This window comes from Kutzneria sp. NPDC052558, assembly GCF_044547355.1.
Taxonomy (GTDB): Bacteria; Actinomycetota; Actinomycetes; order Mycobacteriales; family Pseudonocardiaceae; genus Kutzneria.
The window spans coordinates 18,677-40,361 of the sequence record NZ_JBIUAG010000020.1 but is presented as its reverse complement, the minus strand read 5'-3'; the positions used below and the strand labels follow the sequence as shown (position 1 = coordinate 40,361).

The 21,685-nt window shown below is 70.3% G+C and carries 20 protein-coding genes and 2 tRNA genes; 14 read left to right on the top strand and 8 right to left on the bottom strand.

Annotation, left to right across the window (positions count from 1 at the left end; genetic code table 11):
- Positions 1 to 39: 39 nt before the first annotated feature.
- Entirely contained in the window at positions 40 to 1,350 is a 1,311-nt protein-coding gene (locus ACIG5F_RS30875) for a hypothetical protein (protein WP_396523419.1), read from the bottom strand.
- A gap of 28 nt (positions 1,351 to 1,378) precedes the next feature.
- Between ACIG5F_RS30875 and ACIG5F_RS30870 the strand changes: the two genes are divergently transcribed.
- From ACIG5F_RS30870 to ACIG5F_RS30855, 4 genes are all read left to right on the top strand, one after another.
- Positions 1,379 to 1,648 carry a DUF397 domain-containing protein gene (locus tag ACIG5F_RS30870; protein ID WP_396523418.1) on the top strand — a complete coding sequence of 90 codons (270 nt, stop codon included), beginning with the start codon at positions 1,379 to 1,381 and terminating at the stop codon, positions 1,646 to 1,648.
- A 127-nt stretch (positions 1,649 to 1,775) separates the two neighbouring features.
- Entirely contained in the window at positions 1,776 to 3,374 is a 1,599-nt protein-coding gene (serA, locus tag ACIG5F_RS30865; protein ID WP_396523417.1) for a phosphoglycerate dehydrogenase, read from the top strand.
- 247 nt (positions 3,375 to 3,621) lie between these two features.
- The gene (locus ACIG5F_RS30860) at positions 3,622 to 4,662 is read left to right on the top strand and encodes a 3-isopropylmalate dehydrogenase (RefSeq protein WP_211765661.1); all 1,041 of its coding nucleotides are present in this window, start codon (positions 3,622 to 3,624) and stop codon (positions 4,660 to 4,662) included.
- 182 nt (positions 4,663 to 4,844) lie between these two features.
- Positions 4,845 to 5,036 (top strand): hypothetical protein, encoded by a 192-nt coding sequence (locus ACIG5F_RS30855; RefSeq protein WP_396523416.1) that lies wholly within the window; start codon positions 4,845 to 4,847, stop codon positions 5,034 to 5,036.
- 130 nt (positions 5,037 to 5,166) lie between these two features.
- On the opposite strand, the gene ACIG5F_RS30850 is transcribed toward ACIG5F_RS30855, so the two are convergent.
- A complete protein-coding gene (locus ACIG5F_RS30850) occupies positions 5,167 to 5,835 on the bottom strand; it encodes a Tm-1-like ATP-binding domain-containing protein (protein WP_396523415.1) in 669 nt (222 codons plus the stop codon).
- A 323-nt stretch (positions 5,836 to 6,158) separates the two neighbouring features.
- Between ACIG5F_RS30850 and cimA the strand changes: the two genes are divergently transcribed.
- From cimA to ACIG5F_RS30835, 3 genes are all read left to right on the top strand, one after another.
- Positions 6,159 to 7,772 carry a citramalate synthase gene (cimA, locus tag ACIG5F_RS30845; RefSeq protein ID WP_396523414.1) on the top strand — a complete coding sequence of 538 codons (1,614 nt, stop codon included), beginning with the start codon at positions 6,159 to 6,161 and terminating at the stop codon, positions 7,770 to 7,772.
- A 131-nt stretch (positions 7,773 to 7,903) separates the two neighbouring features.
- The gene (locus tag ACIG5F_RS30840; RefSeq protein ID WP_396523413.1) at positions 7,904 to 8,677 is read left to right on the top strand and encodes a fumarylacetoacetate hydrolase family protein; all 774 of its coding nucleotides are present in this window, start codon (positions 7,904 to 7,906) and stop codon (positions 8,675 to 8,677) included.
- Positions 8,678 to 8,849: 172 nt separating this feature from the next.
- Positions 8,850 to 9,497: a LuxR C-terminal-related transcriptional regulator gene (locus ACIG5F_RS30835; RefSeq protein ID WP_396523412.1), complete on the top strand. Its 648-nt coding sequence runs from the start codon at positions 8,850 to 8,852 to the stop codon at positions 9,495 to 9,497.
- Between the two features lie 67 nt (positions 9,498 to 9,564).
- Here the strand turns inward: ACIG5F_RS30835 and ACIG5F_RS30830 are convergent, their stop codons facing one another.
- On the bottom strand, positions 9,565 to 10,785 hold the full coding sequence (locus ACIG5F_RS30830) for an FAD-dependent oxidoreductase (protein WP_396523411.1): 1,221 nt from the start codon (positions 10,783 to 10,785) through the stop codon (positions 9,565 to 9,567).
- A gap of 289 nt (positions 10,786 to 11,074) precedes the next feature.
- Here ACIG5F_RS30830 and ACIG5F_RS30825 point away from each other — a divergent pair, with 289 nt between their 5' ends.
- From ACIG5F_RS30825 to ACIG5F_RS30815, 3 genes are all read left to right on the top strand, one after another.
- Entirely contained in the window at positions 11,075 to 11,821 is a 747-nt protein-coding gene (locus ACIG5F_RS30825) for an HAD family hydrolase (RefSeq protein ID WP_396523410.1), read from the top strand.
- A 116-nt stretch (positions 11,822 to 11,937) separates the two neighbouring features.
- Positions 11,938 to 12,009, top strand: a tRNA-Gln gene (locus tag ACIG5F_RS30820).
- A 57-nt stretch (positions 12,010 to 12,066) separates the two neighbouring features.
- Positions 12,067 to 12,139: transfer RNA gene (locus ACIG5F_RS30815), tRNA-Glu, on the top strand.
- 277 nt (positions 12,140 to 12,416) lie between these two features.
- Here ACIG5F_RS30815 and ACIG5F_RS30810 read toward each other — a convergent pair.
- A complete protein-coding gene (locus ACIG5F_RS30810; protein WP_396523409.1) occupies positions 12,417 to 13,118 on the bottom strand; it encodes an IclR family transcriptional regulator in 702 nt (233 codons plus the stop codon).
- Positions 13,119 to 13,213: 95 nt separating this feature from the next.
- Here ACIG5F_RS30810 and leuC point away from each other — a divergent pair, with 95 nt between their 5' ends.
- The 3 genes from leuC to ACIG5F_RS30795 all read left to right on the top strand — a co-directional run bounded on the left by leuC (position 13,214) and on the right by ACIG5F_RS30795 (position 16,094).
- Positions 13,214 to 14,617 (top strand): 3-isopropylmalate dehydratase large subunit, encoded by a 1,404-nt coding sequence (gene leuC, locus ACIG5F_RS30805; protein WP_396523408.1) that lies wholly within the window; start codon positions 13,214 to 13,216, stop codon positions 14,615 to 14,617.
- An 18-nt stretch (positions 14,618 to 14,635) separates the two neighbouring features.
- Complete coding sequence (gene leuD, locus ACIG5F_RS30800; RefSeq protein ID WP_396523407.1) at positions 14,636 to 15,238, top strand: 3-isopropylmalate dehydratase small subunit; 603 nt, start codon at positions 14,636 to 14,638, stop codon at positions 15,236 to 15,238.
- A 208-nt stretch (positions 15,239 to 15,446) separates the two neighbouring features.
- Positions 15,447 to 16,094 carry an HU family DNA-binding protein gene (locus ACIG5F_RS30795; protein ID WP_396523406.1) on the top strand — a complete coding sequence of 216 codons (648 nt, stop codon included), beginning with the start codon at positions 15,447 to 15,449 and terminating at the stop codon, positions 16,092 to 16,094.
- Between the two features lie 281 nt (positions 16,095 to 16,375).
- On the opposite strand, the gene ACIG5F_RS30790 is transcribed toward ACIG5F_RS30795, so the two are convergent.
- From ACIG5F_RS30790 to cofC, 4 genes are all read right to left on the bottom strand, one after another.
- Positions 16,376 to 17,272, bottom strand: coding sequence for an NUDIX domain-containing protein (locus ACIG5F_RS30790; RefSeq protein WP_396523546.1), 897 nt, complete (start codon positions 17,270 to 17,272; stop codon positions 16,376 to 16,378).
- 2 nt (positions 17,273 to 17,274) lie between these two features.
- Positions 17,275 to 19,968 (bottom strand): RNA degradosome polyphosphate kinase, encoded by a 2,694-nt coding sequence (locus ACIG5F_RS30785; RefSeq protein WP_396523405.1) that lies wholly within the window; start codon positions 19,966 to 19,968, stop codon positions 17,275 to 17,277.
- Positions 19,969 to 20,038: 70 nt separating this feature from the next.
- Positions 20,039 to 20,242, bottom strand: coding sequence for a hypothetical protein (locus tag ACIG5F_RS30780; RefSeq protein WP_396523404.1), 204 nt, complete (start codon positions 20,240 to 20,242; stop codon positions 20,039 to 20,041).
- A 30-nt stretch (positions 20,243 to 20,272) separates the two neighbouring features.
- Positions 20,273 to 20,896 (bottom strand): 2-phospho-L-lactate guanylyltransferase, encoded by a 624-nt coding sequence (gene cofC, locus ACIG5F_RS30775; RefSeq protein WP_396523403.1) that lies wholly within the window; start codon positions 20,894 to 20,896, stop codon positions 20,273 to 20,275.
- Between the two features lie 49 nt (positions 20,897 to 20,945).
- Here cofC and ACIG5F_RS30770 point away from each other — a divergent pair, with 49 nt between their 5' ends.
- Positions 20,946 to 21,680, top strand: a complete 735-nt coding sequence (locus ACIG5F_RS30770; RefSeq protein ID WP_396523402.1) for a lysophospholipid acyltransferase family protein — start codon at positions 20,946 to 20,948, stop codon at positions 21,678 to 21,680.
- Positions 21,681 to 21,685: the final 5 nt, after the last annotated feature.

Here is a 21,685-nt window from a genome sequence, read left to right as displayed (position 1 = left end):
AGCGGCCGTGAGGCGTCCCGCCCCACGGCCGTTTCGCTTTCACCGGCAGGGATCGGCCCGCACGATCGGCGCCAGCTGGCCGTTGATCGCGCCGGAGTTGTCGATGAGCGAGTAGAACAGGCCCTGGTCGGCCAGGTCGGGATCGACCAGGTCGGTGTCGTAGGTCCAGAACAGCCAGCCGCGCGCGCCCTTGTCGACGGAGCAGGTCTGGACCTGCCGGTTGCGCATGTCCACCGCGGCGGCGGTGACGCTGTTGCCGTAGACGTCCTTGCGTGCGCCCAGTTCGCCGATGACGTACGGCTTGGGCATCGACTCCACCCCGGCGCGGCCGAGGTCGGAGCTGGCCAGGTCGGCCGCGGGTGTGTAGCTGCCACCGCTGGGGTAGATGTGCATGTCGACGAGGTCGATGTCGCTCCACTTCGCGATCGCCACGGGGTTGCCGGGCGACATGGGCCGCGCGCCCGGATCCGGCTGCATGCCGTCGAATCCGGCCCGGCCGACGGCGTTGTTGGTGAACATGCCGATCGACACCAGGGCGTCGGGATCGGACGCGTGCACGCCGGCGACCGCCTGGTCGATGTACCAGACCAGGCTGGCGTCGCCGGCCTGCTGGCGGTCGGCGGGCTTGGACATGTCGTAGGTCAGGCCGTCCGCGCCGACGACGGTCCCGGACATGGTCGCGAACGGGGCGGCGTCGGTCTGCCAGAACACCTCGTTGTCGATCTCGTAGGACAGGATGTCGGTCCGGTTCGGGCCGAGCCGGCTGCCCAGCGTGGCCACGATGGCGGTCAGGTACGCCTTCTTGGCCGCGATCATGCCGCGGTCCATGTACCAGAGGTTGGTGCCGCCCACGTTCGGATTGCGGGCGCCGCCGGCGATGTCGGCGTAGTGCTGGTTCATCGGCGCGTACTCGAACGTCGGCAGCACATAGACGCCGGCGGCCGCGGCCCGGCCGATGAAATCGACCAGATTGTCCAGATATGGCGTGTTCAGCCATGGCGCGTCCGGGCTCGGATCGGTGTCCAGGCCGTGGTCGAAGTCCCAGGTGCCGGCGTCCACGAACACCCGGACCGTGTTGTAGCCGTCGTGGTGCAGCTGGTTGAGCATGCCCTGGGCGTCGGCCGGCGAGTACTGCCCGGGCTCGAAGGCGGAGTGGTAGACCCCGTGACCCCTGTCGGCCAACCGGATGTAGTTGGCGCCGCGGGGCGTGAAGGTCAGGCCCGTGACCGTGTCGTACAGCCGGTTCGCGTCGGCCTTGATCCGGTCGGGACCGGCGGCGGCGTGAGCCGGGGCGAGGCCGAGCAGCCCGCCCACCAGGACGATGCCGGCCACCAGCGCTGTTCGCTTCATGGCTGCAGTCTGCCGTTACGCTGCCGACATGACTGACGACGCGGCGCCGATCTATGACGACAAGGCCGAGCTGCGGGGGAGCCTGGACCTGACCGGGGCGCGGTGGCAGTCCAGCGACGGGGCGGTGGCGGGCGAGGACGACTTCGAGGTGGCGCCGGTGCTGCACACCGACGGTGTCACCTATATGGCGGTGCGCAAGGCGACCGAGCCGGACAGGCTGGTGCTGGTGTTCACTCCCGCGGAGTGGGACGCCTTCGTCAAAGGGGCGAAGCATGGCGAGTTCGAGGGACGCTGGTAGTTACACGGGCGTTAACATTCGCGCATCCAACTGGACGGCCGACTCGTAGGATGCGACGAGGTCCAGCACAGCGTCGTGCCGGTGGGCCGTCCCCAGACAGTCGCGCGCCGAAACCTGGAGCTGTGTCGTGACCAATGCCAGTCGTCCCGTCGTCCTGATCGCCGAGAAGCTCGCGCCCTCCGTCATCGAGGTGTTCGGGGACGAGGTGGAGATCCGCCACGTCGACGGCACCGACCGCCCGGCGCTGCTGTCCGCCGTCGCCGACGCGGACGCGCTGCTGGTCCGCTCGGCCACCCAGGTCGACGCCGAGGTGTTCGAGGCCACCAGCAAGCTCAAGGTGGTCGCCCGCGCCGGTGTCGGCCTGGACAACGTCGAGGTGCCGGCGGCCACCAAGCACGGCGTGCTCGTGGTCAACGCGCCCACGTCCAACATCACCTCGGCCGCTGAGCACGCGGTGGGCCTGCTGCTGGCGGTGGCCCGCCGCATCCCGGAGGCCTCGGCCAGCCTGCGCGGCGGGGCCTGGAAGCGCAGCTCGTACTCGGGCGTGGAGCTGTCGGGCAAGACCGTCGGCGTGGTCGGCCTGGGCAAGATCGGCCAGCTGTTCGCGGCCCGGCTGGCCGCCTTCGGCACCGAGCTGATCGCCTACGACCCGTACGTGGCCCCGGCCCGCGCCGCCCAGCTGGGCATCGAGCTGGTCAGCCTGGACGAGCTGCTGGAGCGGGCCGACGCCATCTCCATCCACCTGCCCAAGACCCCGGAGACCAAGGGCCTGATCGGCAAGGAGCAGCTGGCGCGGGCCAAGAAGGGCGTCATCATCGTCAACGCCGCCCGCGGCGGCCTGGTCGACGAGACGGCGCTGGCGGAGTCCATTCGCGACGGTCACGTCGGCGGCGCCGGCATCGACGTCTTCGAGACCGAGCCGACCACCGCCTCGCCGCTGTTCGAGCTGCCCAATGTGGTCGTCACGCCGCACCTGGGCGCCTCCACCGCCGAGGCCCAGGACCGCGCCGGCACCGACGTGGCCCGCTCGGTGCGGCTGGCCCTGCGCGGCGACTTCGTGCCGGACGCGGTGAACGTGGCCAGCGGCGGCGTGGTCAACGACGAGGTCCGCCCGTACCTGCCGCTGGTGCAGAAGCTGGGCGTGGTGCTGTCGGCGCTGGCCGGCAAGGCCCCGGCCTCGGTGACCGTGACCGTCCGCGGCGAACTGTCCAACGAGGACGTTTCGGTGCTGCCGCTGGCCGCGCTGCGCGGCGTGTTCTCCGGCATCGTCGAGGAGCAGGTCACGTTCGTGAACGCGCCGGCCCTGGCCGAGACGCTGGGCGTGAGCGTGAACCTGGTGAAGGAGCCGGAGAGCGCCAACCACCGCAGCCTGGTCACCGTGAGCGCCGCGCTGCCCGACGGCGCCGCGCTGCGGGTGTCCGGCACGCTGTCCGGCCTGGACGCGGTGGAGAAGCTGGTGGAGGTCAACGGCCGCGGCTTCGACCTGCGCGCCGCCGGCGAGCTCGTGCTGCTGGAGTACCAGGACCGCCCGGGCGTCATGGGCACCGTCGGCACGCTGCTCGGCGAGGCCGGCGTGAACATCGAGGCGGCTCAGATCTCGCAGACCAAGGACGGCTCCGACGCCGTCATGCTGCTGCGGGCCGACCGGCACGTGGACGCCGGCGTGCTGGAGCCGATCGGCGCCGCCGTGGGCGCGCACACCGTGCGGTCCATCTCGCTGATCTGACCGTTTTGTGAGGAAGGCGTCCTTCCTGGCGGACATCGCCGGGAAGGACGCCTTCACCGCATGTTGGGGCCGCTCACGGGGCTGTTGTCACCCGTATGGGTGGCGATTGCGCCATCCGGGTGTCCCGCACTTCGGGAGAGATCACCCCAGAAGCGTGTCCGGACTCCGATTAGTAGGGGAAGTACGGGTAGCCTCACGCGAGAGATGGATGGTCCCGTGATGGGACCGAACTCCGGGAGGTGTGTGGATGCGGCTCGCGGTGATCCCAGGTGACGGGATCGGGCCCGAGGTGGTTGCCGAGGCGCTGAAGGTGCTCGGCGAGGTGGTTCCGACGGCGGAGATCACCCGGTACGACCTTGGTGCGGCGCGGTGGCACGCCACCGGGGAGCTGCTGCCGGAGTCGGTGCTCGGCGAACTGCGCCAGCACGACGCGATCCTGCTCGGCGCGGTCGGCGACCCGTCGGTGCCCAGCGGGATTCTGGAGCGGGGGCTGCTGCTGCGGCTCCGGTTCGAACTCGACCATCACGTGAACCTGAGGCCGGCTCGGCTGTATCCGGGCGTGCGCAGCCCGATCGCCGATCCGCCCGACATCGACATGGTCGTCGTGCGTGAGGGCACCGAGGGCCTCTACGCCGGCAACGGCGGCCTGCTGCGCAAGGACACCCCGCACGAGATCGCCACCGAGGTCAGCATCAACACCTCGTTCGGCGTCGACCGGGTCGTCCGCGACGCCTTCGACCGCGCCGCGGCCCGTCCCCGCAAGCACCTCACGCTGGTGCACAAGACCAACGTCCTGACCCACGCCGGCTCGCTGTGGTCCCGTGTGGTGGAGGAGGTGTCGCTGCTGCACCCCGACGTGACCGTCAACTACCAGCACGTCGACTCCGCCACCATCCACATGGTCACCGACCCGGGCCGGTTCGACGTCATCGTCACCGACAACCTGTTCGGCGACATCCTCACCGACCTCGCCGCCGCCGTCACCGGTGGCATCGGCCTGGCCGCCAGCGGCAATCTCGACGTGACCCGCCGCAACCCCAGCATGTTCGAGCCCGTGCACGGCTCGGCGCCCGACATCGCCGGCCAGGGCATCGCCGACCCCACCGCCGCGGTGCTGTCGGTGGCCCTGATGCTCGACCACCTCGGCGAGCACGAGGCCGCCCGGCGCATCGAGGCCTCCGTCGCCTTCGATCTCGCCACCCGCGACCACGCCTCGCCCGGCGCCACCTACGCCATCGGCGACCGCCTCGCGGCCCTGGTGTCCAGCAACACCCGCACCACCGCCTGACCGAGCTCCACCCCGTGTGCCCCCGGCTCCCTCCGAGCCGGGGGCACACGTGTGTCCCGGCGAGTGACGATCTGGGACACCTCAGGGACACCGAGTGCAGGACCGCGTCTGGCTCCGTGGATCTACCTGGAATCGACATTCGCCCTGTCGCTGAGCGCGACTTGCCGAGGCATGGAGGACCGATGGCGACCGCCTACGAGGTCACCGTGAGCCGTGAGGACAACCTCTGGGTCGCTGTCGTAGCGGGACTCCCGCCCGCTGCCACCGACGTCGAGCATTTCGGGGAGCTGGAGACCGAGGTGCGCGATCTGATCGCCGGTCTGACCGACAGCGCCCCGGACGACCTCGCCATCACCTGGTTGATCGACGCATGAGTGTGAACCCGGGCAGGCGAGCAGTGTCCATCGACACCACGGTGGCCCGTACCGCCCGGGTTCGTTGCACTGGCTGCAATTTCTGCCGGAAACGTGCATTCGCACCGACGCTGAGCGGGACTCGCCGGGGTTATGGGGAGCCGGTGATGACGTGGTGGAGGTCGTCGGCGGCTTCGGGGGCGTAGGCGGCGTCGTCGCAGACGACGTGGGGGACGGTGTAGGCGGCGGCGGTGTCGGTGGAGATGACGCCGGCGAGGAAGCCGCTGTCCACAAGGGACGGTAAGGGGCGGCTGTCGGGCACGACGACGACGGCGTAGCCCCAGTGCTCCAGGCGCGGCCGCGTGGCGGGCACGGTGGTGGCGACGAGCGGCCGGTGATGGCGGGTGGGGTTGTGCCGCCCGGCGTGGTAGCTGCGGGCCATGCCGGTGATGGCGGCGGCGGCGTTGTCGAGGATGCGTTCGGAGACCTGGTCGATGCCGTCGATGTCGACCACGGAGTGCATGGTGGTGACGTCGGTGACGCCGCCGTGGGTGTTGTGGTCCCGAGCGGTGACCAGGAGCTTGGGCACGCCGATGGGCAGCGCCCGCAGGGCGGCGAAGGCGGGGGAGCCGCCGGTGCGCCCGCCGACGGCCAGGACGCCGTGCAAGCGGCCCTGCTCGTGCAGCTTGACGAGGACATCCGCGGCCGATGCGCCGTCCAGGGCGACCGGCTCGCAGCCTCCCACCCGGACGCGGTCCATCAGCCAGGCGTACTCGGCTCCCTCGGCGTTCGGCGCGCCCAGCAGGACAACAGTGACCACGCAGCCTTCTCCCTTCGACGAAGGCGGCTACGCACAAGGCTGCTACCAATCCCGAAATTGGACCAGTCCAATTTCGGTCAGGTGGACCGGTCATGGGCTGACTTGGTGAAAATTCCCGACTGGTGGGAATTTTCGTCCGAGGCTTGGTCGGAAGGGGACAGGTGTGGCAGCATGCGGGTGTGGCTCTCCACACCGTGATCATCATTTCGTAGCGCGCCGGGACCGTGCCCTCGAGGCACCCGGCGCGCAGACCTCTTGCTTCCGCAGGGGGTCTTTTTGCTTTTCTGGGCCACGTCAGCCACCTTCTGGCAAGGAGTAGACCGTTGAGCAGGACAACCCCGGCCGGCACGCCGCTCGGCGACGGCTTCCACGTCTTCGACACCACCCTGCGGGACGGCGCCCAGCGCGAGGGCATCACCTACTCCGTCACGGACAAGCTCGCGGTGGCCCGCCTGCTGGACGGTCTCGGCGTCGGCTTCATCGAGGGCGGCTGGCCCGGCGCTCTGCCCAAGGACACCGAGTTCTTCGCCCGCGCGGCGGCCGGTGAGCTGGAGCTGCACCACGCGGTGCTGGTGGCGTTCGGCTCCACCCGCAAGGCCGGCGTCAAAGTCGAGGACGACGCGCAGGTCCGGGCCTTGCTCGACTCCAAGGCCCCGGTCGTCACGCTGGTGGCCAAGTCCGACCGCCGGCACATCGAACGGGCGCTGCGCACCGACGTCGACGAGAACTGCGCCATGGTCGCGGACACCGTCCGGTACCTGGTCGACAACGGCCGCCGCGTGTTCCTCGACGCGGAGCACTTCTTCGACGGCTACGCCTACGACCCGGAGTGCTCGCTGCGTGTGCTGCGGGCCGCCGGCGACGCCGGGGCCGACGTGGTGGTGCTGTGCGACACCAACGGCGGCCAGCTGCCGGTCGGGCTCGGGCAGACCGTCACCGAGGTGATGGCCCGCACCGGGCTGCGGGTCGGCATCCACTGCCAGGACGACACGTCCTGCGCGGTGGCCAACACCATCGCCGCGGTGCAGGCCGGGGCGACCCACGTGCAGTGCACCGCCAACGGCTACGGCGAGCGGGCCGGCAACGCCGACCTGTTCGCCGTGCTCGGGAACCTCGTGACCAAGCTCGGGATGCCGGTGATACCCGCCGAATCCGTCGCCGAGCTGACCCGCGTGTCCCATGCCCTCGCCGAGATCGCGAACATCGCTCCCGAAACCCACCAGGCCTATGTCGGGACGTCGGCCTTCGCCCACAAGGCGGGGCTGCACGCGAGCGCGATCAAGGTGGATCCGGATCTGTACAACCACATCGATCCGGCCACCGTCGGCAACGGCATGCGGGTCCTGGTCACCGAGATGGCCGGCCGGGCGAGTCTTGAGCTCAAGGGACGAGAGCTCGGACTCGACCTGGCCGGTCGGCCCGACGCCGTGGGCAACGCGGTGCGCAAGGTCAAGGACCTGGAGGCGCGGGGCTGGTCCTTCGAGGCCGCCGACGCCTCGCTGGAGCTGTTGCTGCGCAGCGAGCTGTCCGAAGTGGACGAGCCGCCGTTCACCCTGGAGTCCTACCGGGTGCTGCTGGACCACCGGCAGGACGGCGTGGTCGTGTCCGAGGCCACGGTCAAGGTGCACGTCGGCGGCGAGCGGGTCATCGCCACCGCCGAGGGCACCGGCCCGGTGCACGCGCTGGACGCCGCGCTGCGCCAGGCTTTGCGGCCCCATCTGTCCTGGATGGACAGTGTCGAGCTGGCCGACTACAAGGTTCGCATCCTCACCGACCACCCCGGCACCGACGCGGTCACCCGGGTGCTGGTGGAGTCCACCGACGGCGAGCACGAGTGGACCACGGTCGGCGTGCACGACAACATCGTCGAGGCCAGCTGGCTGGCCCTGTGCGACGCCCTGGCCCACAAGGCCATGCGGGTGAAGGCCCTGGCCTGAGGGCTGCGTGAGGCCGCCAACGCAAGAGAGTGCGAGGCCCCGCCGATGTTTCGCCCTGGGCGAGGCATCGGCTACCCGGGGGCCGAGCCCCGCGCGGAACGCGCGGCATAGGCGCCGCATAGGCTCTGGGTATGCGTTTCGCTCGGATCTCTCACTCTGAAGGGGCGTCCTTCGTCGCCATCGGCGGCGAGCCGGACAGCCTGATCGCCGCGGAACTGTCGACCTCGGTGTTCGAGGACCCGAAGTTCTCCGGGCGCACCTGGCCGCTGGCCTCGGTCCAGCTGCTGGCCCCGATCCGCCCGTCCAAGGTGGTGTGCATCGGCAAGAACTACGCCGACCACGCCCGCGAGATGGGCGGCGAGCCGCCGGCCGACCCGGTCATCTTCATCAAGCCGTCGACCTCGGTGATCGGCCCGGACGCGCGGATCGAGGTGCCCGATGGCCTCGGCCGGGTGGACTACGAGGGCGAGCTGGCGGTCGTGATCGGGGCCCGGCCGGTGCGCCGGCTGCGGGCCGAGGACGCGGGCTCGGCCATCCTGGGCTACACCATCGCCAACGACGTCACGGCCCGCGAGCAGCAGAAGGCCGACGGCCAGTGGACGCGCGGCAAGGGCCACGACACGTTCTGCCCGCTGGGCCCGTGGATCGAGACCAACCTCGACCCGTCGAACCTGGAGCTGCGCACCGAGCTGGACGGCGAGCTCAAGCAGGACGGCAACACCAGCGACCTGCTGCACGGGGTCGGCGAGATCCTGGAGTGGATCACGGCCGGCATGACCCTGCTGCCCGGCGACGTGGTGCTGACCGGCACCCCGGCCGGCGTGGGCCCGATGACCGACGGGCAGACGGTCTCGGTGTCCATCGAGGGGATCGGCACACTCACCAACAAGGTCGCCGCCGTCTAGTCGCGTTGGCCCATGATCGAAGGGCCGGTCGGCGCAACTTCGCGCCGACCGGCCCTTCGGCGGCTTCCGCTGCTGAACCATGGCGTGCTATTCCGCGTTGAGCCGATTGCGAAACCAGTGAGGTCAGCAATCGGGCAGGACCGGTTGGCCGCGGCGCAGCGGAGGTGATCGCATGGTGGTCCCCGACCCCGCAAGGGTGCTGCTGGTCGACGCCTCTCAGCTGATCACCGAGGGCATGCGCGTCTGCCTGCAGCGCACCCAGCGCTTCCGGGTCGTGGGTGTGGCGCACACCTCGTCCGAGGCGCTGCGCTGCCTGAGGGGCCTGCTGGTCGACCTCGTCGTCACCGACCTGGCCGTGCCCGGCGCGGGCGCGCTGCGGACGGTGCGCGACGTGCGGGCGCAGCGGCCGTCGGCGGTCACCGTGGTGGTCAGCGACATGGACAGCCCCGAGTGGGCCAAGGCGGCGCTGAGCCAGGGCGCCGCCGGCTACATGCTCAAGACGACGCCGCTGCGCGAGCTGGTGTCGGTGTTCACCGAGGTGCTGGCCGGCGCCACCCACGTGCTCGACCCCCGCCTTGGCGGCCAGGTCCAGCTGTCCTCGGACCTGCCGCCGCACGCCGTGCTGCCCCAGTTGTCGGCCCGCGAGTTCGACGTGCTGGCCGAGATGATCAAAGGCCTGGACAACCAGACCATCGCCCACCACCTGTTCATCAGCACGGACACGGTGAAAACCCACGTGAAGGCGATTCTGCGCAAACTGGGCGCGAAGGACCGGGCCCAGGTGGTGGCAATGGTCCTGAGTGGACGAGTGCCGTGTTGAACGGCGCCGCCAACCGTGCGAAGCATCGGCGGGGCCTCGCACTCTCCTGGGTTGGCGATGAAGGCAATCACTTCCTGGCGAATTCGGGGGCGTGTTCGGGGCGGAAGCCGATCGCGATCAGATAGGCGGGAATCACGGTCAGCTTCGGGAACCGCTGGGCCAGTCGCAGCACGAACGGGGTCCGCCGGGTGAGGTCCAGCGTGCCCTTCAGCGCCGGGGCGACGGCGTTGGCGTGCATCAGCCGTTGCAGGCCCTGGGTGATGCTGGTGGCGGGCCCACGGCGGCGCTGCACCTTGGCCAGGTCCGCGGTCGTGACGGTTCCTCGGCGCAGCGGGCCGGCCAGGATCCGGGCCGCGGCAACGGCATCCTGCACGGCCAGGTTGATGCCCACGCCGCCGACCGGCGACATGGCGTGCGCGGCGTCGCCGATGCACAGCAGGCCGTCGCTGTACCACTCGGTCAGCCGGTCCAGCTTGACGTCCAGCAGCTTGGCCTCGTCCAGCGACTCGACGCTGTCGACCCGGTCGGCCAGCCACGGCACGATCTCGGCGACGCTGTCCCGGAACGCCTGGAGGCCGGCCTCGCGCCAGCGCGCGTCCGAGCCCTTCTCGATCAGGAAGGCGAGCTGGAAGTACTCGCCGCGGTCGATGTAGACCAGCATGCGCTTGCCGCCGATCACGCCGCCCATGCCGCTGGGGTCGCCCTCGTGGCGCGGCACCCGCAGCCACCAGCAGTCCATCGGCACTCGCCAGCTGTGGATGCCCAGCCCCAGCGCGCTGCGCAGGATCGAGCGGCGGCCGTCGCAGGCCACGGTGAGGTCGGCGGCGATCTCCCCGGTCTCGCCGTCCTGGGTGCGGTAGGTGACGCCGGTGACGCGGCCGTCCTTCGTGGTCACGCCGGTGGCCTCGGTGTTCATCCGCAGGTGGAAGCTGGGCTCCTCACTCGCGGCCTCGGCCAGCAGGTCGAGCAGGTCCCACTGAGGAACCATCGCGATGTGCTTGTGCGGGCCGGGCAGGGCCGTCAGGTCCATCGCCACGTTGTCCCGCGGCCCGAGCGGCAGGGCCATCTTGGTCAGCAGCTGGTGCGGCACCTTGGCGAACCGCTCGCCCAGCCCCAGCTCGTCCAGCAGCCGCAGCGTCGAGGCGTGCACCGTGTCGCCGCGGAAGTCCCGCAGGAAGTCGCCGTGCTTCTCCAGCACCGTCACGTCCACTCCGGCCCGGGCCAACAGCAGGCCCAGCATCATCCCGGCCGGGCCGCCACCCACCACGCAGCAGGTCGTGCGCTCCATCGTTCTCCCTCTTTTCAACGCTTGTTGAATAAGCTCAGAGTGCTCCCGGACGCCGCCCCCGTCAAGCCGCATCACCCGAACAGGCCGACGTGACGCCCCGCACCCCCGACCGGTCGCACCCCGTCACCGATGCGCCACGAGTCGGACAAACCCGTTGTCGGGCCGCGGGAAACGGGCCGTGCCGCACGCGCAGCGGAATCGCCAGACGGCGGAGAGTGACCGCGAACAAGGGGCAGCTTCACCTTGTTAGCCGAATCGCGGACAAGGGATCCGCACCTAGCCTCTCCTGGTGACGCCAGTTCTCTCCGCATTCACCACCCGCACCGCCGTCGAAATCCGCGCCGTTTGCCTGGACATCGACGACACGCTGATTGACTACGACGGATCGGCGAGAACCGCGTTGACCGCCCTTGTCGGACACGACCAGGCGTGGCCCGCCTGGCAGCGCACCACCGACGAGCACGTCGCCCGCGCCATCTCCGGCGAGTTCGACTACGACACCATGCGCTGGGAGCGCACCAAGGCCTTCTTCGCCGTCCTCGGCGAACACCTCGACGACGCCGAGGTCCGCCGCCGCGAAGACAGCCGGCTCGCCGTCATGGAACGGTCCTGGCGGGTGTTCGACGACACCCTGCCCCTGCTCGACTGGCTCCGCGAGAGCGGCATCAAGATCGCCGCCGTCACCAACGCCTCCGGCCCCCGGCAACGCGCCAAGATCGCCGCCGTCGGCCTGTCCGAATTCTTCGACCGCGTCGTCATCGCAGGTGAACTGGGCGTCGCCAAACCCGACCCGGTGATATTCCACACGGCCTGCCTCGACCTCGACGTGCTGCCTACCGAGACCGTGCACGTCGGCGACCGGCTCGACCTCGACGCCATCGGCGCCCGCGACGCCGGCATGCACGGCGTCTGGCTCAACCGCGACGGCGTCAGCGACCAGGCCGCCCCCACCGGCGTGTGGACCATCACCAGCCTCGCCGACCTGCCCGAGCTGCTCGTCTGCGAGCTCACCGGAGCCGACCCCGACGGCCTCTGACCTGCGCGATCCGCCCCCCAGCGGGGTCGATTTCACGATCAGGGCAACCATGGTCTAGTATTCATTCCGGCAGGGCGGACAGCGGCCGGTAACACCAAGCTGATCCAGAATGCCAATGGGGTATGGTGTAATTGGCAGCACGACTGATTCTGGTTCAGTTAGTCTAGGTTCGAGTCCTGGTACCCCAGCGCGAGGCACCCAAAGCGATGTGCTAGGGTATCTCCCAGCAAGAAAACAGAAGTCCTGGCCCCGTCGTCTAGCGGCCTAGGACGCCGCCCTCTCAAGGCGGTAGCGCGGGTTCGAATCCCGTCGGGGCTACAGATCCGGGATCCCCCTGACTTCCTTCGGAAGTCAGGGGGATCTTTCGTTGTGCCCTCTGGGGCTCCCGCCCCAGACCCCGAGGCAGGAGGGGCTTCGCCCCCCTGCACCCCCCTTCGGCTCGGCTCGCTGGCGCTCGCCATTGCATCCGGGGGGCTTCGCTTCGCTCGCCCTTGTGTGTGTGCTTGTGTGTGTGGGGGGTGGGGGGAGGGGGGAGGAGGGGTACTCGAAACCCTCACCCTTGGGCTCTCTCTAGGACCCCTACCTCCGTCCCGCGCTAGAGGCGGTTTTGGAGGGCTTCGGCGGCGGCTAGGAGGTCGGCGGCCCAGCGGCCGCCGGGGCGGCGGCCAATGCGGTCTACGGGGCCGGAGACGGAGACGGCCGCGATGACGGTGCCGGAGGAGTCGCGGACGGGGGCGGAGACGGAGGCGACGCCGGGTTCGCGTTCGCCGACCGACTGGGCCCAGCCGCGGCGTCGCACTTCCAGGAGAGTGCGTTCGCCGAAGAGGGCGTCGGTCAGGAGGGCGCGTTGGGTGGGGGTGTCGGCCCAAGCCGCGAGAACCTTGGCGCCGGAGCCGGCGGTCATGGGGAGACGGGCGCCGACGGGGACGGTGTCGCGGAGGCCGGAAGGGGGCTCGGCGGCGGCGACGCAGATGCGTTGCATGCCGTCACGGCGGTAGAGCTGGACGGACTCGCCGGTGATGTCGCGCAGGCGCGGCAGGACCGAGGAAGCGGCGTCCAGGAGGGGATCGGTGGCGCCGCCGGCCAGTTCGGCGAGGGCGGCGCCAGGACGCCAACGGCCGTCGGAACCACGGCGTAGCAAGCGATGCACCTCCAGACCCACGGCGAGGCGGTGCGCGGTGGCGCGCGGCAAGCCGGTGCGGTTGCAGAGTTCCGCCAAGCCACAGGGGTCCTTGGCGACGGCGCTGAGCACCGCCACCGCCTTGTCCAGAACGCCGATCCCGCTATGCTGTCCCACAGCGCGATATTAGCTTCCCGGCATGTGGGAAGTCCAGTCGCTCAGCATGTGAGAATCCCGATCTGACACCGACATCCCCGAAGGGGGAGGAGACCATGGGCCGCACGCTCGCGGAGAAAGTCTGGGACGCGCATCTGGTGCGCAAGGGCGACGGAGCCGAACCGGACCTCATCTACATCGACCTGCACCTGGTGCACGAAGTCACCAGCCCGCAGGCGTTCGACGGGCTGCGGCTCGCCGGCCGACCGGTCCGCCGGCCCGACCTGACCATCGCCACCGAGGACCACAACGTTCCTACGGTGGACATCGAACTTCCCATCGCGGACCCGGTGTCCCGGACCCAGGTGGAGACGCTTCGGCGCAACTGCGCGGAGTTCGGGGTGCGGCTGCACCCGATGGGCGACGCGGAACAGGGCATCGTGCACGTGGTCGGCCCGCAGCTGGGCCTGACCCAGCCGGGCATGACGGTGGTGTGCGGCGACAGCCACACCTCGACGCACGGCGCGTTCGGCTCGATCGCCTTCGGCATCGGCACCTCCGAGGTCGAGCACGTGCTGGCCACGCAGACCCTGCCGCTCAAGCCGTTCAAGACGATGGCGATCAACGTCAACGGAACCCTGGGCGAGGGCGTGACGGCCAAGGACGTGATCCTGGCGGTGATCGCGAAGATCGGCACCGGCGGCGGGCAGGGCTACATCCTGGAGTACCGCGGCGACGCCATCGAGGCGATGTCGATGGAAGCGCGCATGACCGTCTGCAACATGTCGATCGAGGCGGGCGCCCGCGCCGGCATGATCGCGCCGGACGACACGACCTTCGACTACATCAAGGGCCGCCAGCACGCGCCGCGGGGCGCGGACTGGGACACCGCGGTGGAGTACTGGCGGTCGCTGGCCACCGACGCGGACGCGACGTTCGACGTCGAGGTGGACATCGACGCGAACACGCTGACGCCGTTTGTCACGTGGGGCACAAATCCCGGACAGGGCCTGCCGCTGGGCGACCGCGTGCCCGACCCCGAGGACATCGGCGACGAGAACGCGAAGGTCGCGGCGGAGAAGGCGCTGGCGTACATGGGCCTGGAGCCGGGCACGCCGCTGCGTGAGATCCACGTGGACACCGTCTTCCTCGGCTCCTGCACCAATGGGCGCATCGAGGACCTCCGCGCGGCGGCGGCGGTTCTCCAGGGGCGCAAGGTCGCCTCGGACGTACGCATGCTGGTGGTGCCCGGTTCGATGCGGGTGCGCGCGCAGGCCGAGTCCGAGGGACTGGACAAGGTCTTCACGGCCGCGGGCGCCGAGTGGCGGTCGGCCGGCTGCTCCATGTGCCTGGGCATGAACCCCGATCAGCTCAAGCCGGGCGAGCGCAGCGCGTCCACCTCCAACCGCAACTTCGAGGGCCGGCAGGGCAAGGGCGGCCGCACCCACCTGGTGTCGCCGCTGGTCGCCGCGGCCACCGCGGTGCGCGGCACGCTGTCCTCGCCGGCCGACCTGGACTGAGAGAACGGGAGTAGACCGATGGAACCCTTCACCAGCCACACCGGGGTCGGCGTCCCGCTGCGCCGGTCCAACGTGGACACCGACCAGATCATCCCCGCCGTCTATCTGAAGCGCGTCACCCGCACCGGTTTCGAGGACGGCCTGTTCGCGGCCTGGCGGGCCGACGAGAGCTTCATCCTCAACCAGGAGCCCTTCCGCGGCGGCAGTGTTCTGGTCGCCGGACCGGACTTCGGCACCGGCTCGTCCCGCGAGCACGCCGTCTGGGCGCTGATGGACTACGGCTTCCGGGTGGTGCTGTCGTCCCGCTTCGCCGACATCTTCCGGGGCAACTCCGGCAAGCAGGGCCTCGTGGCCGCGCAGTGTGAGCAGTCCGACATCGAACTGTTGTGGAAGCTGCTGGAGAACGAGCCCGGCACCGAGGTGACGGTCGACCTGACCGCGAAGACGGTCCGCGCCAAGGACTTCTCGGCCCCCTTCCAGATCGACGACTACACCCGTTGGCGCTTGCTGGAAGGGCTGGACGATATCGGCCTGACCTTGCGAAACGTCGACGCGATCGGGGAATTCGAGGGCGGCCGGCCAACTTGGCTGCCCACAACGAACCCTGTCGCGGCGGGCTGAACACCGGGCCGCCGGAAGGGGTTTCCGGCGGCCCATCCCCGCCGCCATCGCCGCTTCGAAAACCGGGCTTATGTCCCCCGGTGGGGCGGATCCAACGCGCCATCAACAAAAAAATGGGCGTGGCGCGTGGAAATTCTTGCCGCGTTGGCTTACCGTGTGCGAGAAGTGGCCCAACTACAGGGCCGATGGTGTCCTGGGAGGGACTGAAGTGAACAAGGCCCAACTCATTGAGGCTCTGGCCGAGCGTCTCGGCGACAAGAAGGCCGCCAGCTCCGCTGTCGACGGCATCGTCGACATCGTCGTCCGCACCGTCCACAAGGGCGAGAAGGTCAACGTCACGGGCTTTGGTGTGTTCGAGAAGCGGGCTCGGGCCGCGCGCACCGCGCGCAACCCGCGCACCGGCGAGACCGTGAAGGTCAAGAAGACCAACGTTCCCGCTTTCCGTGCCGGCACGACGTTCAAGGACGTCATCAGCGGCGCCAAGAAGCTGCCGAAGGTCGTCGCCGCCAAGCCGGCCGCTGCCACCACCACGCGGGCGGCCGCTGCCAGCACCGCTGCCGCGAAGCCGGCCACCACGCGCCGCACCGCTGCCGCCAAGCCGGCCGCCACCGCTGCCGCCGCCAAGCCGGCCACCACGCGTCGTACGGCTGCCGCCAAGCCGGCCGCTGCCGCCGCGAAGCCCGCCACCACGCGGAAGGCCGCGCCGAAGCGCACCACGGCCGCCGCCAAGCCGGCCGCCGCGGCCGCGACCACGACCGCTGCCGCGAAGCCGGCCGCCGCCAAGGCCGCGCCGAAGAAGGCCGCGCCCGCCGCCAAGAAGGCCGCGCCGAAGAAGGCCGCTGCCGCCAAGAAGTGACCTCACGCGGCCGAGTCACCCGCTCGGCCGGGCGAAGTCATGAAGCAGTGAAACGAACCCCGGTGCACGACCCGCGCGTACCGGATTCGTGAACTCGCGAGTGAGCGAGGTCTGCGCTGTCGCGCAGACCTCGCTCGCGTGTTTTCCGGGGGACACCCCGCCTGTGCGTCCAGCACGGGCCCCTGATCACGTTGTCGGGGTTCAGGAACCGGGAAAGTCCAGGTCCGGCAGGGGTTGTCGACACAACCCCTGGGGCCCAAGGGGTCTGGCGACCCCCAGGGCTAGCGGCCGGACGGTTTCGGGAGCGGGCTGGGAAAGTAGTCGGCGGCGACCAGACGCGGCTCCCGCCCGGCCTTCGGCGGCCGGAACGACAACACCCAGAAACTGCCCTTCTTGCTGGCGATCTCGGCCAGCCGCAGGCCGCTCATGTCGGCCAGACGGGCGATGACGTCGGGAATGACGCCACCCTGGCTGCTCACCACCGGAGTGCCGCCGCCGGCCACGATGTCCAGCAGCCGGGCCACCCCGGCCGACGGGCTCACCCAGTAGCCCTCCTCGGACAGCAGCGGCTCGCTGCGGATCTCCAGGCCCAGCCCGGCCACCGTGTCCACGCAGCGCGTCCGCGGGGCCGCATGGACGCGATCAGCCCCGAACAGCGGCAGAATCCGGGCCAGGCCCGCTGCCTGCCGCCGTCCGGCCGGGCTCAGCGGCCGCAGGTCGTCGTCGCCGTCCCACTCGTCGCGCTTGCCGGCCTTGGCGTGCCGCACCAGCAGCAGCGTGCTCAAACGCGCTGGTAGGGCGGTGAATTCGGTCAGCACGAGCCGGTCGTGCCCATAGGACAGCAGATCCCCGGCGGCATCGGGCGAGACCCATTTGAGCCGGTCCACCTCGTCGTTGGCGGCGAAGTCGCCATCAGTGCACCGGGCCGCGAAGTAGTAGACGACCTTCGTCTTGCCGTCGACCGTGTATTCGGTCGACGGCAAGCGACGGCCCAACGCGATGGAGAAGCCGGTCTCCTCCAGCACTTCTCGAACCGCGGCGGCCGGCTCCGTTTCGTCAGCGTCCAATTTTCCCTTGGGCAGTGACCAATCGTCATATCGTGGGCGATGCACCACGGCGACTTCGACCTGCCCGGTCACACTGGTCGGACGCCAGACAACGGCGCCGGCGGCGGAGATAGTCACACCTGCTGTTCCTTCGCGCTGTGCAGTTTCATCAGTTCGACCTGGTGGTCGCGAACCCGCGAACCGTCGGCCGGGGACGGATCCCAGTTGCCACTGGCCGACAACACCCAGCACCGGGTGGCCGGATCCAGCGCCGAATCCAGCACGCTGTCCAACTGGGCCACCAGTTTCGGGTCGGTCACCTTCACCAGCACCTCGACCCGGCGGTCCAGATTGCGGTGCATCATGTCGGCGCTGCCGATCCACAGTTCGTCGTTGCCGAGGAACCGGAAGATCCGGGAGTGCTCCAGGAAACGTCCCAGGATCGACCGCACGACGATGTTCTCCGACAGTCCGGGCACCCCCGGCTTGAGCGCGCAGATGCCGCGCACCACGACCTCGACCGGCACGCCGGCCTGCGACGCGCGGTACAGCGCGTCGATGACCTGCTCGTCCACCAGCGAGTTCACCTTGATCCGCACGCCCGCCCGCCGCCCGGCCCGCGCGTGCTCGATCTCCTGCTCGATCCGCCGCACGATGCCGCGCCGCACGCCGTAGGGCGCGACCATCAGGCTGCGGTAGTTGTCCTGCCGGGCATAGCCGGTCAGCACGTTGAACAGATCGGTGAGGTCCGCGCCGATCGTCGGCTCGGCGGTGAGGATGCCGACGTCCTCGTACAGCCGCGCGGTCTTCGGGTTGTAGTTGCCGGTGCCGATGTGGCAGTAGCGCTTGATGGACGAGCCTTCCTGGCGGATCACCAGCGCCGTCTTGCAGTGCGTCTTGAGGCCCACCAGGCCGTAGACCACGTGCACGCCGGCCTTCTCCAGCGCCCGGGCCCACTTGATGTTGGCCTCCTCGTCGAACCGCGCCTTGAGTTCGACCAGCGCCACCACCTGCTTGCCGGCCTCGGCCGCGTCCATCAACGCGTCCACGATCGGCGAGTCACCCGAGGTGCGGTACAGGGTCTGCTTGATGGCCAGCACGTTCGGGTCGGCCGCGGCCTGCTCGATGAACCGCTGCACGCTGGTGGAGAACGAGTCGTACGGGTGGTGCACCAGCACGTCCCCGTCCCGCAGGGTGGCGAACACGCTGCGCGGCGTCTCCCGGTCGGCGAAGGCGGGATGCGTGGCCGGCACGAACGGCGGGTCCTTGAGCTCCTTGCGGTCCACGCCGTACACCTGCCACAGGCACGACAGGTCCAGTAAACCCGGCACCTCCACGACCTCGTCCGGCTCCACGTCCATCTCCCGCAGCAGCAGGCGAAGCACGTGGTCGGTCATGTCGTCGCCGACCTCCAGCCGCACCGGCGGGCCGAAGCGGCGGCGGGCCAGTTCCCGTTCCAGGGCCTTGAGCAGGTCCTCGTCCTGGTCCTCCTCGACCTCCAGGTCGGCGTTGCGGGTGATGCGGAAGACGTGGCACTCGATGATGTCCATGCCGGCGAACAGCTCGCGCAGGTGCGCGGCGATCAGTTCCTCCAGCGGCAGGAAAGTGGCGGTGCCGCTGCGCCGGTCGGCCTCGACCCGGATCAGCCGCGGCACGTTGTCCGGCACCTTCACGCGGGCGAACTGCTCCGGCCCGCCCTCGGGGGAGCGCACGGTGACGGCCAGGTTCAGCGACAGCCCGGAGATATAAGGGAAGGGATGGGCCGGGTCCACCGCGAGCGGGGTGAGCACCGGGAAGACCTGCTCGCTGAAGTAGTTGGACAGCCGCAGCTGGTCGGACTCCTCCAGGTCCTGCCAGGACACGATGCGCACGCCGTGCTGCTCGAGGCCGGGGCGGATCTCGTTGAGGAACGCCTTGGCGTGCTGGTCGACCAGTTCCTGGGTGCGGGCGGCGATCCGGCTGAGCTGTTCGCTCGGCGTGAGGCCGTCGGCGCTGCGCACGGTCAGGCCGGTCTCCTCGCGGCGCTTCAGGCCGGCCACCCGCACCATGTAGAACTCGTCCAGGTTCGACGCGAAGATGGCGAGGAACTTGGCCCGCTCCAGCAGCGGCTGCGAGGCGTCCTCGGCCAGCGCCAGCACGCGGGCGTTGAAGTCCAGCCACGACAGCTCCCGGTTGAAGTACCGGTCGTCGGGCAGGTCCGTCTCGATTTCCTTGTCGGTCACGGCCGGCGGCGTGCTGACGCGGTGCGCCGGGCTGTCGGTGCGCGGCAGCCGGGTGCGTTCGGCCGGCGGAACGGGTGTCACGACAGCGGTCTTGGCGTCGGCCAGCGGGACGGACTCCGCCTTGGGGGCGACGGCCCGGGCACGCGGCGTCCGGGTCTTGGGAGCGGCCTTGGGCTTGGCCGTCGTACGGGCAGTGGCGGCCTTGGCCCGGCTCCGCGTCGTGCGTGTGGGGTTCGCGGTTTCCGTGGTCTCGGCTGTGGTCTCGCTGGCGGGGGCCGCCTTGGCCGCCCGACTGCGGGTCGGCTTCTCGGCCGAGCCCTTCGCGGCGGCCGCGGTCTTGGCCGCCGCCGGTTCCGTGCTCTTGGCCGCGGGGGCGGCCTTCGCGGCCCGGGCTCGGGTCTTGGGCGCGGGCTTGGGCGTTGGTTCGGGCTCCGCCTTCGCGGTGCTGCGCCGACGGCTGGGCGTGGGCGTCTCCGCCGCGGCCTTGGCGGTGGCCGCGGTGCTACGGGTGCTCGTCCGCCTGGGGGTCGCTCGTGGCTGCCGCGCCCTGGCGGTGGCGGGCTTGGTCTGCTCGGCCGTGGCCTCGTCGTTGGTATCCGTACGCACGGTGGCCATTGTTCCCCAGCTGAAGAGAAAAGGCGCTGCTCGGGAGGAACGACACGGTGAACACCCAGAGCTACGACGGGGCCCGCATCGCGACGATCACACCGTCCTGCCGGTCGAGCGTCACCCGCTGGCCGGGCCGCGGCGACCGCCATCTGCCGGCGGCGACTGCCGCCGCGGGCACGTCGACCAGCAGACCGTCGTCCTTGAGCACGGTCACCGACCCGTCCGCGTGGGCGGTGTGCACGGTGGCCTGCTCCATGCCGGCCGAATCCATGACAGGGAGGTTAGCGCGGTCCACTGTGGATCACGCCGACAGCCGGAACCGCTGCGCGGTGCGCGGGCCCAGGCCGAGCCCGGCGGCGACGGACAGATCGGACTCGGTGTCGACGTCGCAGCGCAGCGACGGCCAGTCGCCGGTGAGTTCGACCGCGCCGGAGGCCCGGTGCGCCTGCGCCGAGCCGACGCCGAACCGAGGGTCCAGCGGCTCGCCGGGGGCGGAGATCAGCAGCGTGGTGCCGGTGCCCTGACGGTCCGGCACGAACGCCCGCTTGCCGTCGGCGGCCGCGATGGCGGCGGCCAGCTCGGCCGACCGCAGCGCCGGCAGGTCCGCCTGCAACGCCCCGACGTGAGCACCCAGCGCCGACGCGCCGTGCCGGTAGGCCTCGTTCAGGCCCGGCTCCGCCTCCGGCACGGTCCGAATTCCCTCGGCCCGCAACACCGCCGTGAGCATGGGATCGGACGTGACGACCACCACGTCCCGCACGCCGTCGGCGCCGGCCGCGGCGGTGATCGTGTCCAGCGCCAAAGCCACCACCAGGTCCGCGTGCGCCCGCCGGTCGCCGATGCCGCCGTCGGCCGCCCCGACCAGCCGGGACTTGGCCCGCTCCAGCCGCTTCACCGGCACCACGAGGTCGAGGTAGCTCCGCACATCTCCATCATGCAGACTCGGCCCGACGAAAACGAACGAGGGAGTGCGGATGCGCAAGGAGAAGGGCGGGCCGTGGATCAGGATGTGCGCCATCGTCCTCTATCCGACGGTGAAGCTGCTGGCGCACCGGGTCATCAAGGGGCCGAAGCTGCCACGGCACGGCGGCGCGCTGCTGGTGATGAACCACATCTCGCACCTCGACCCGGTGTTCGACGCGATCCTGGTGCACAACAACGACCGGGTGCCGCGCTTCATGGCCAAGGCCTCGCTGTGGAAGGTCCCGGTGCTGGGCAAGGTCCTGGTCGGCGCCGGCCAGGTGCCGGTCTACCGCGGCGGTGACGCGCGGGAGAGCCTGCGCGCGGCCAAGGAGAGCCTGGACGTGGCCAACAAGGGCCTGGCCGAGGGCAAGCTGCTGGTGATCTATCCGGAGGGCACGATCACCAAGGACCCGGACGGCTGGCCGATGGCCCCCCGCACCGGCGCGGCCCGGCTGGCCCTGGCCAGCGACGTGCCGGTGATCCCGGCCGCCCGCTGGGGCACCCGCGAGATCTACGACGGCTACAACAAGAAGTTCCGGCCGTTCCCGCGCAAGACCGTCACCTCCATCCTGGGCGAGCCGATCGACCTGTCGGCCTACCGGAACCAGCCGGTCACCGCGCAGGTGCTGCGCGAGGTGACCGACCTGATCATGGAGAAGGTCAAGGAGCTGGTGGCGCAGGCGCGCGACGAGCAGGCGCCGGCCGGCTTCTACTCCCCGGCCAAGGCCAAGCAGAACGGGGAGTGACGTGG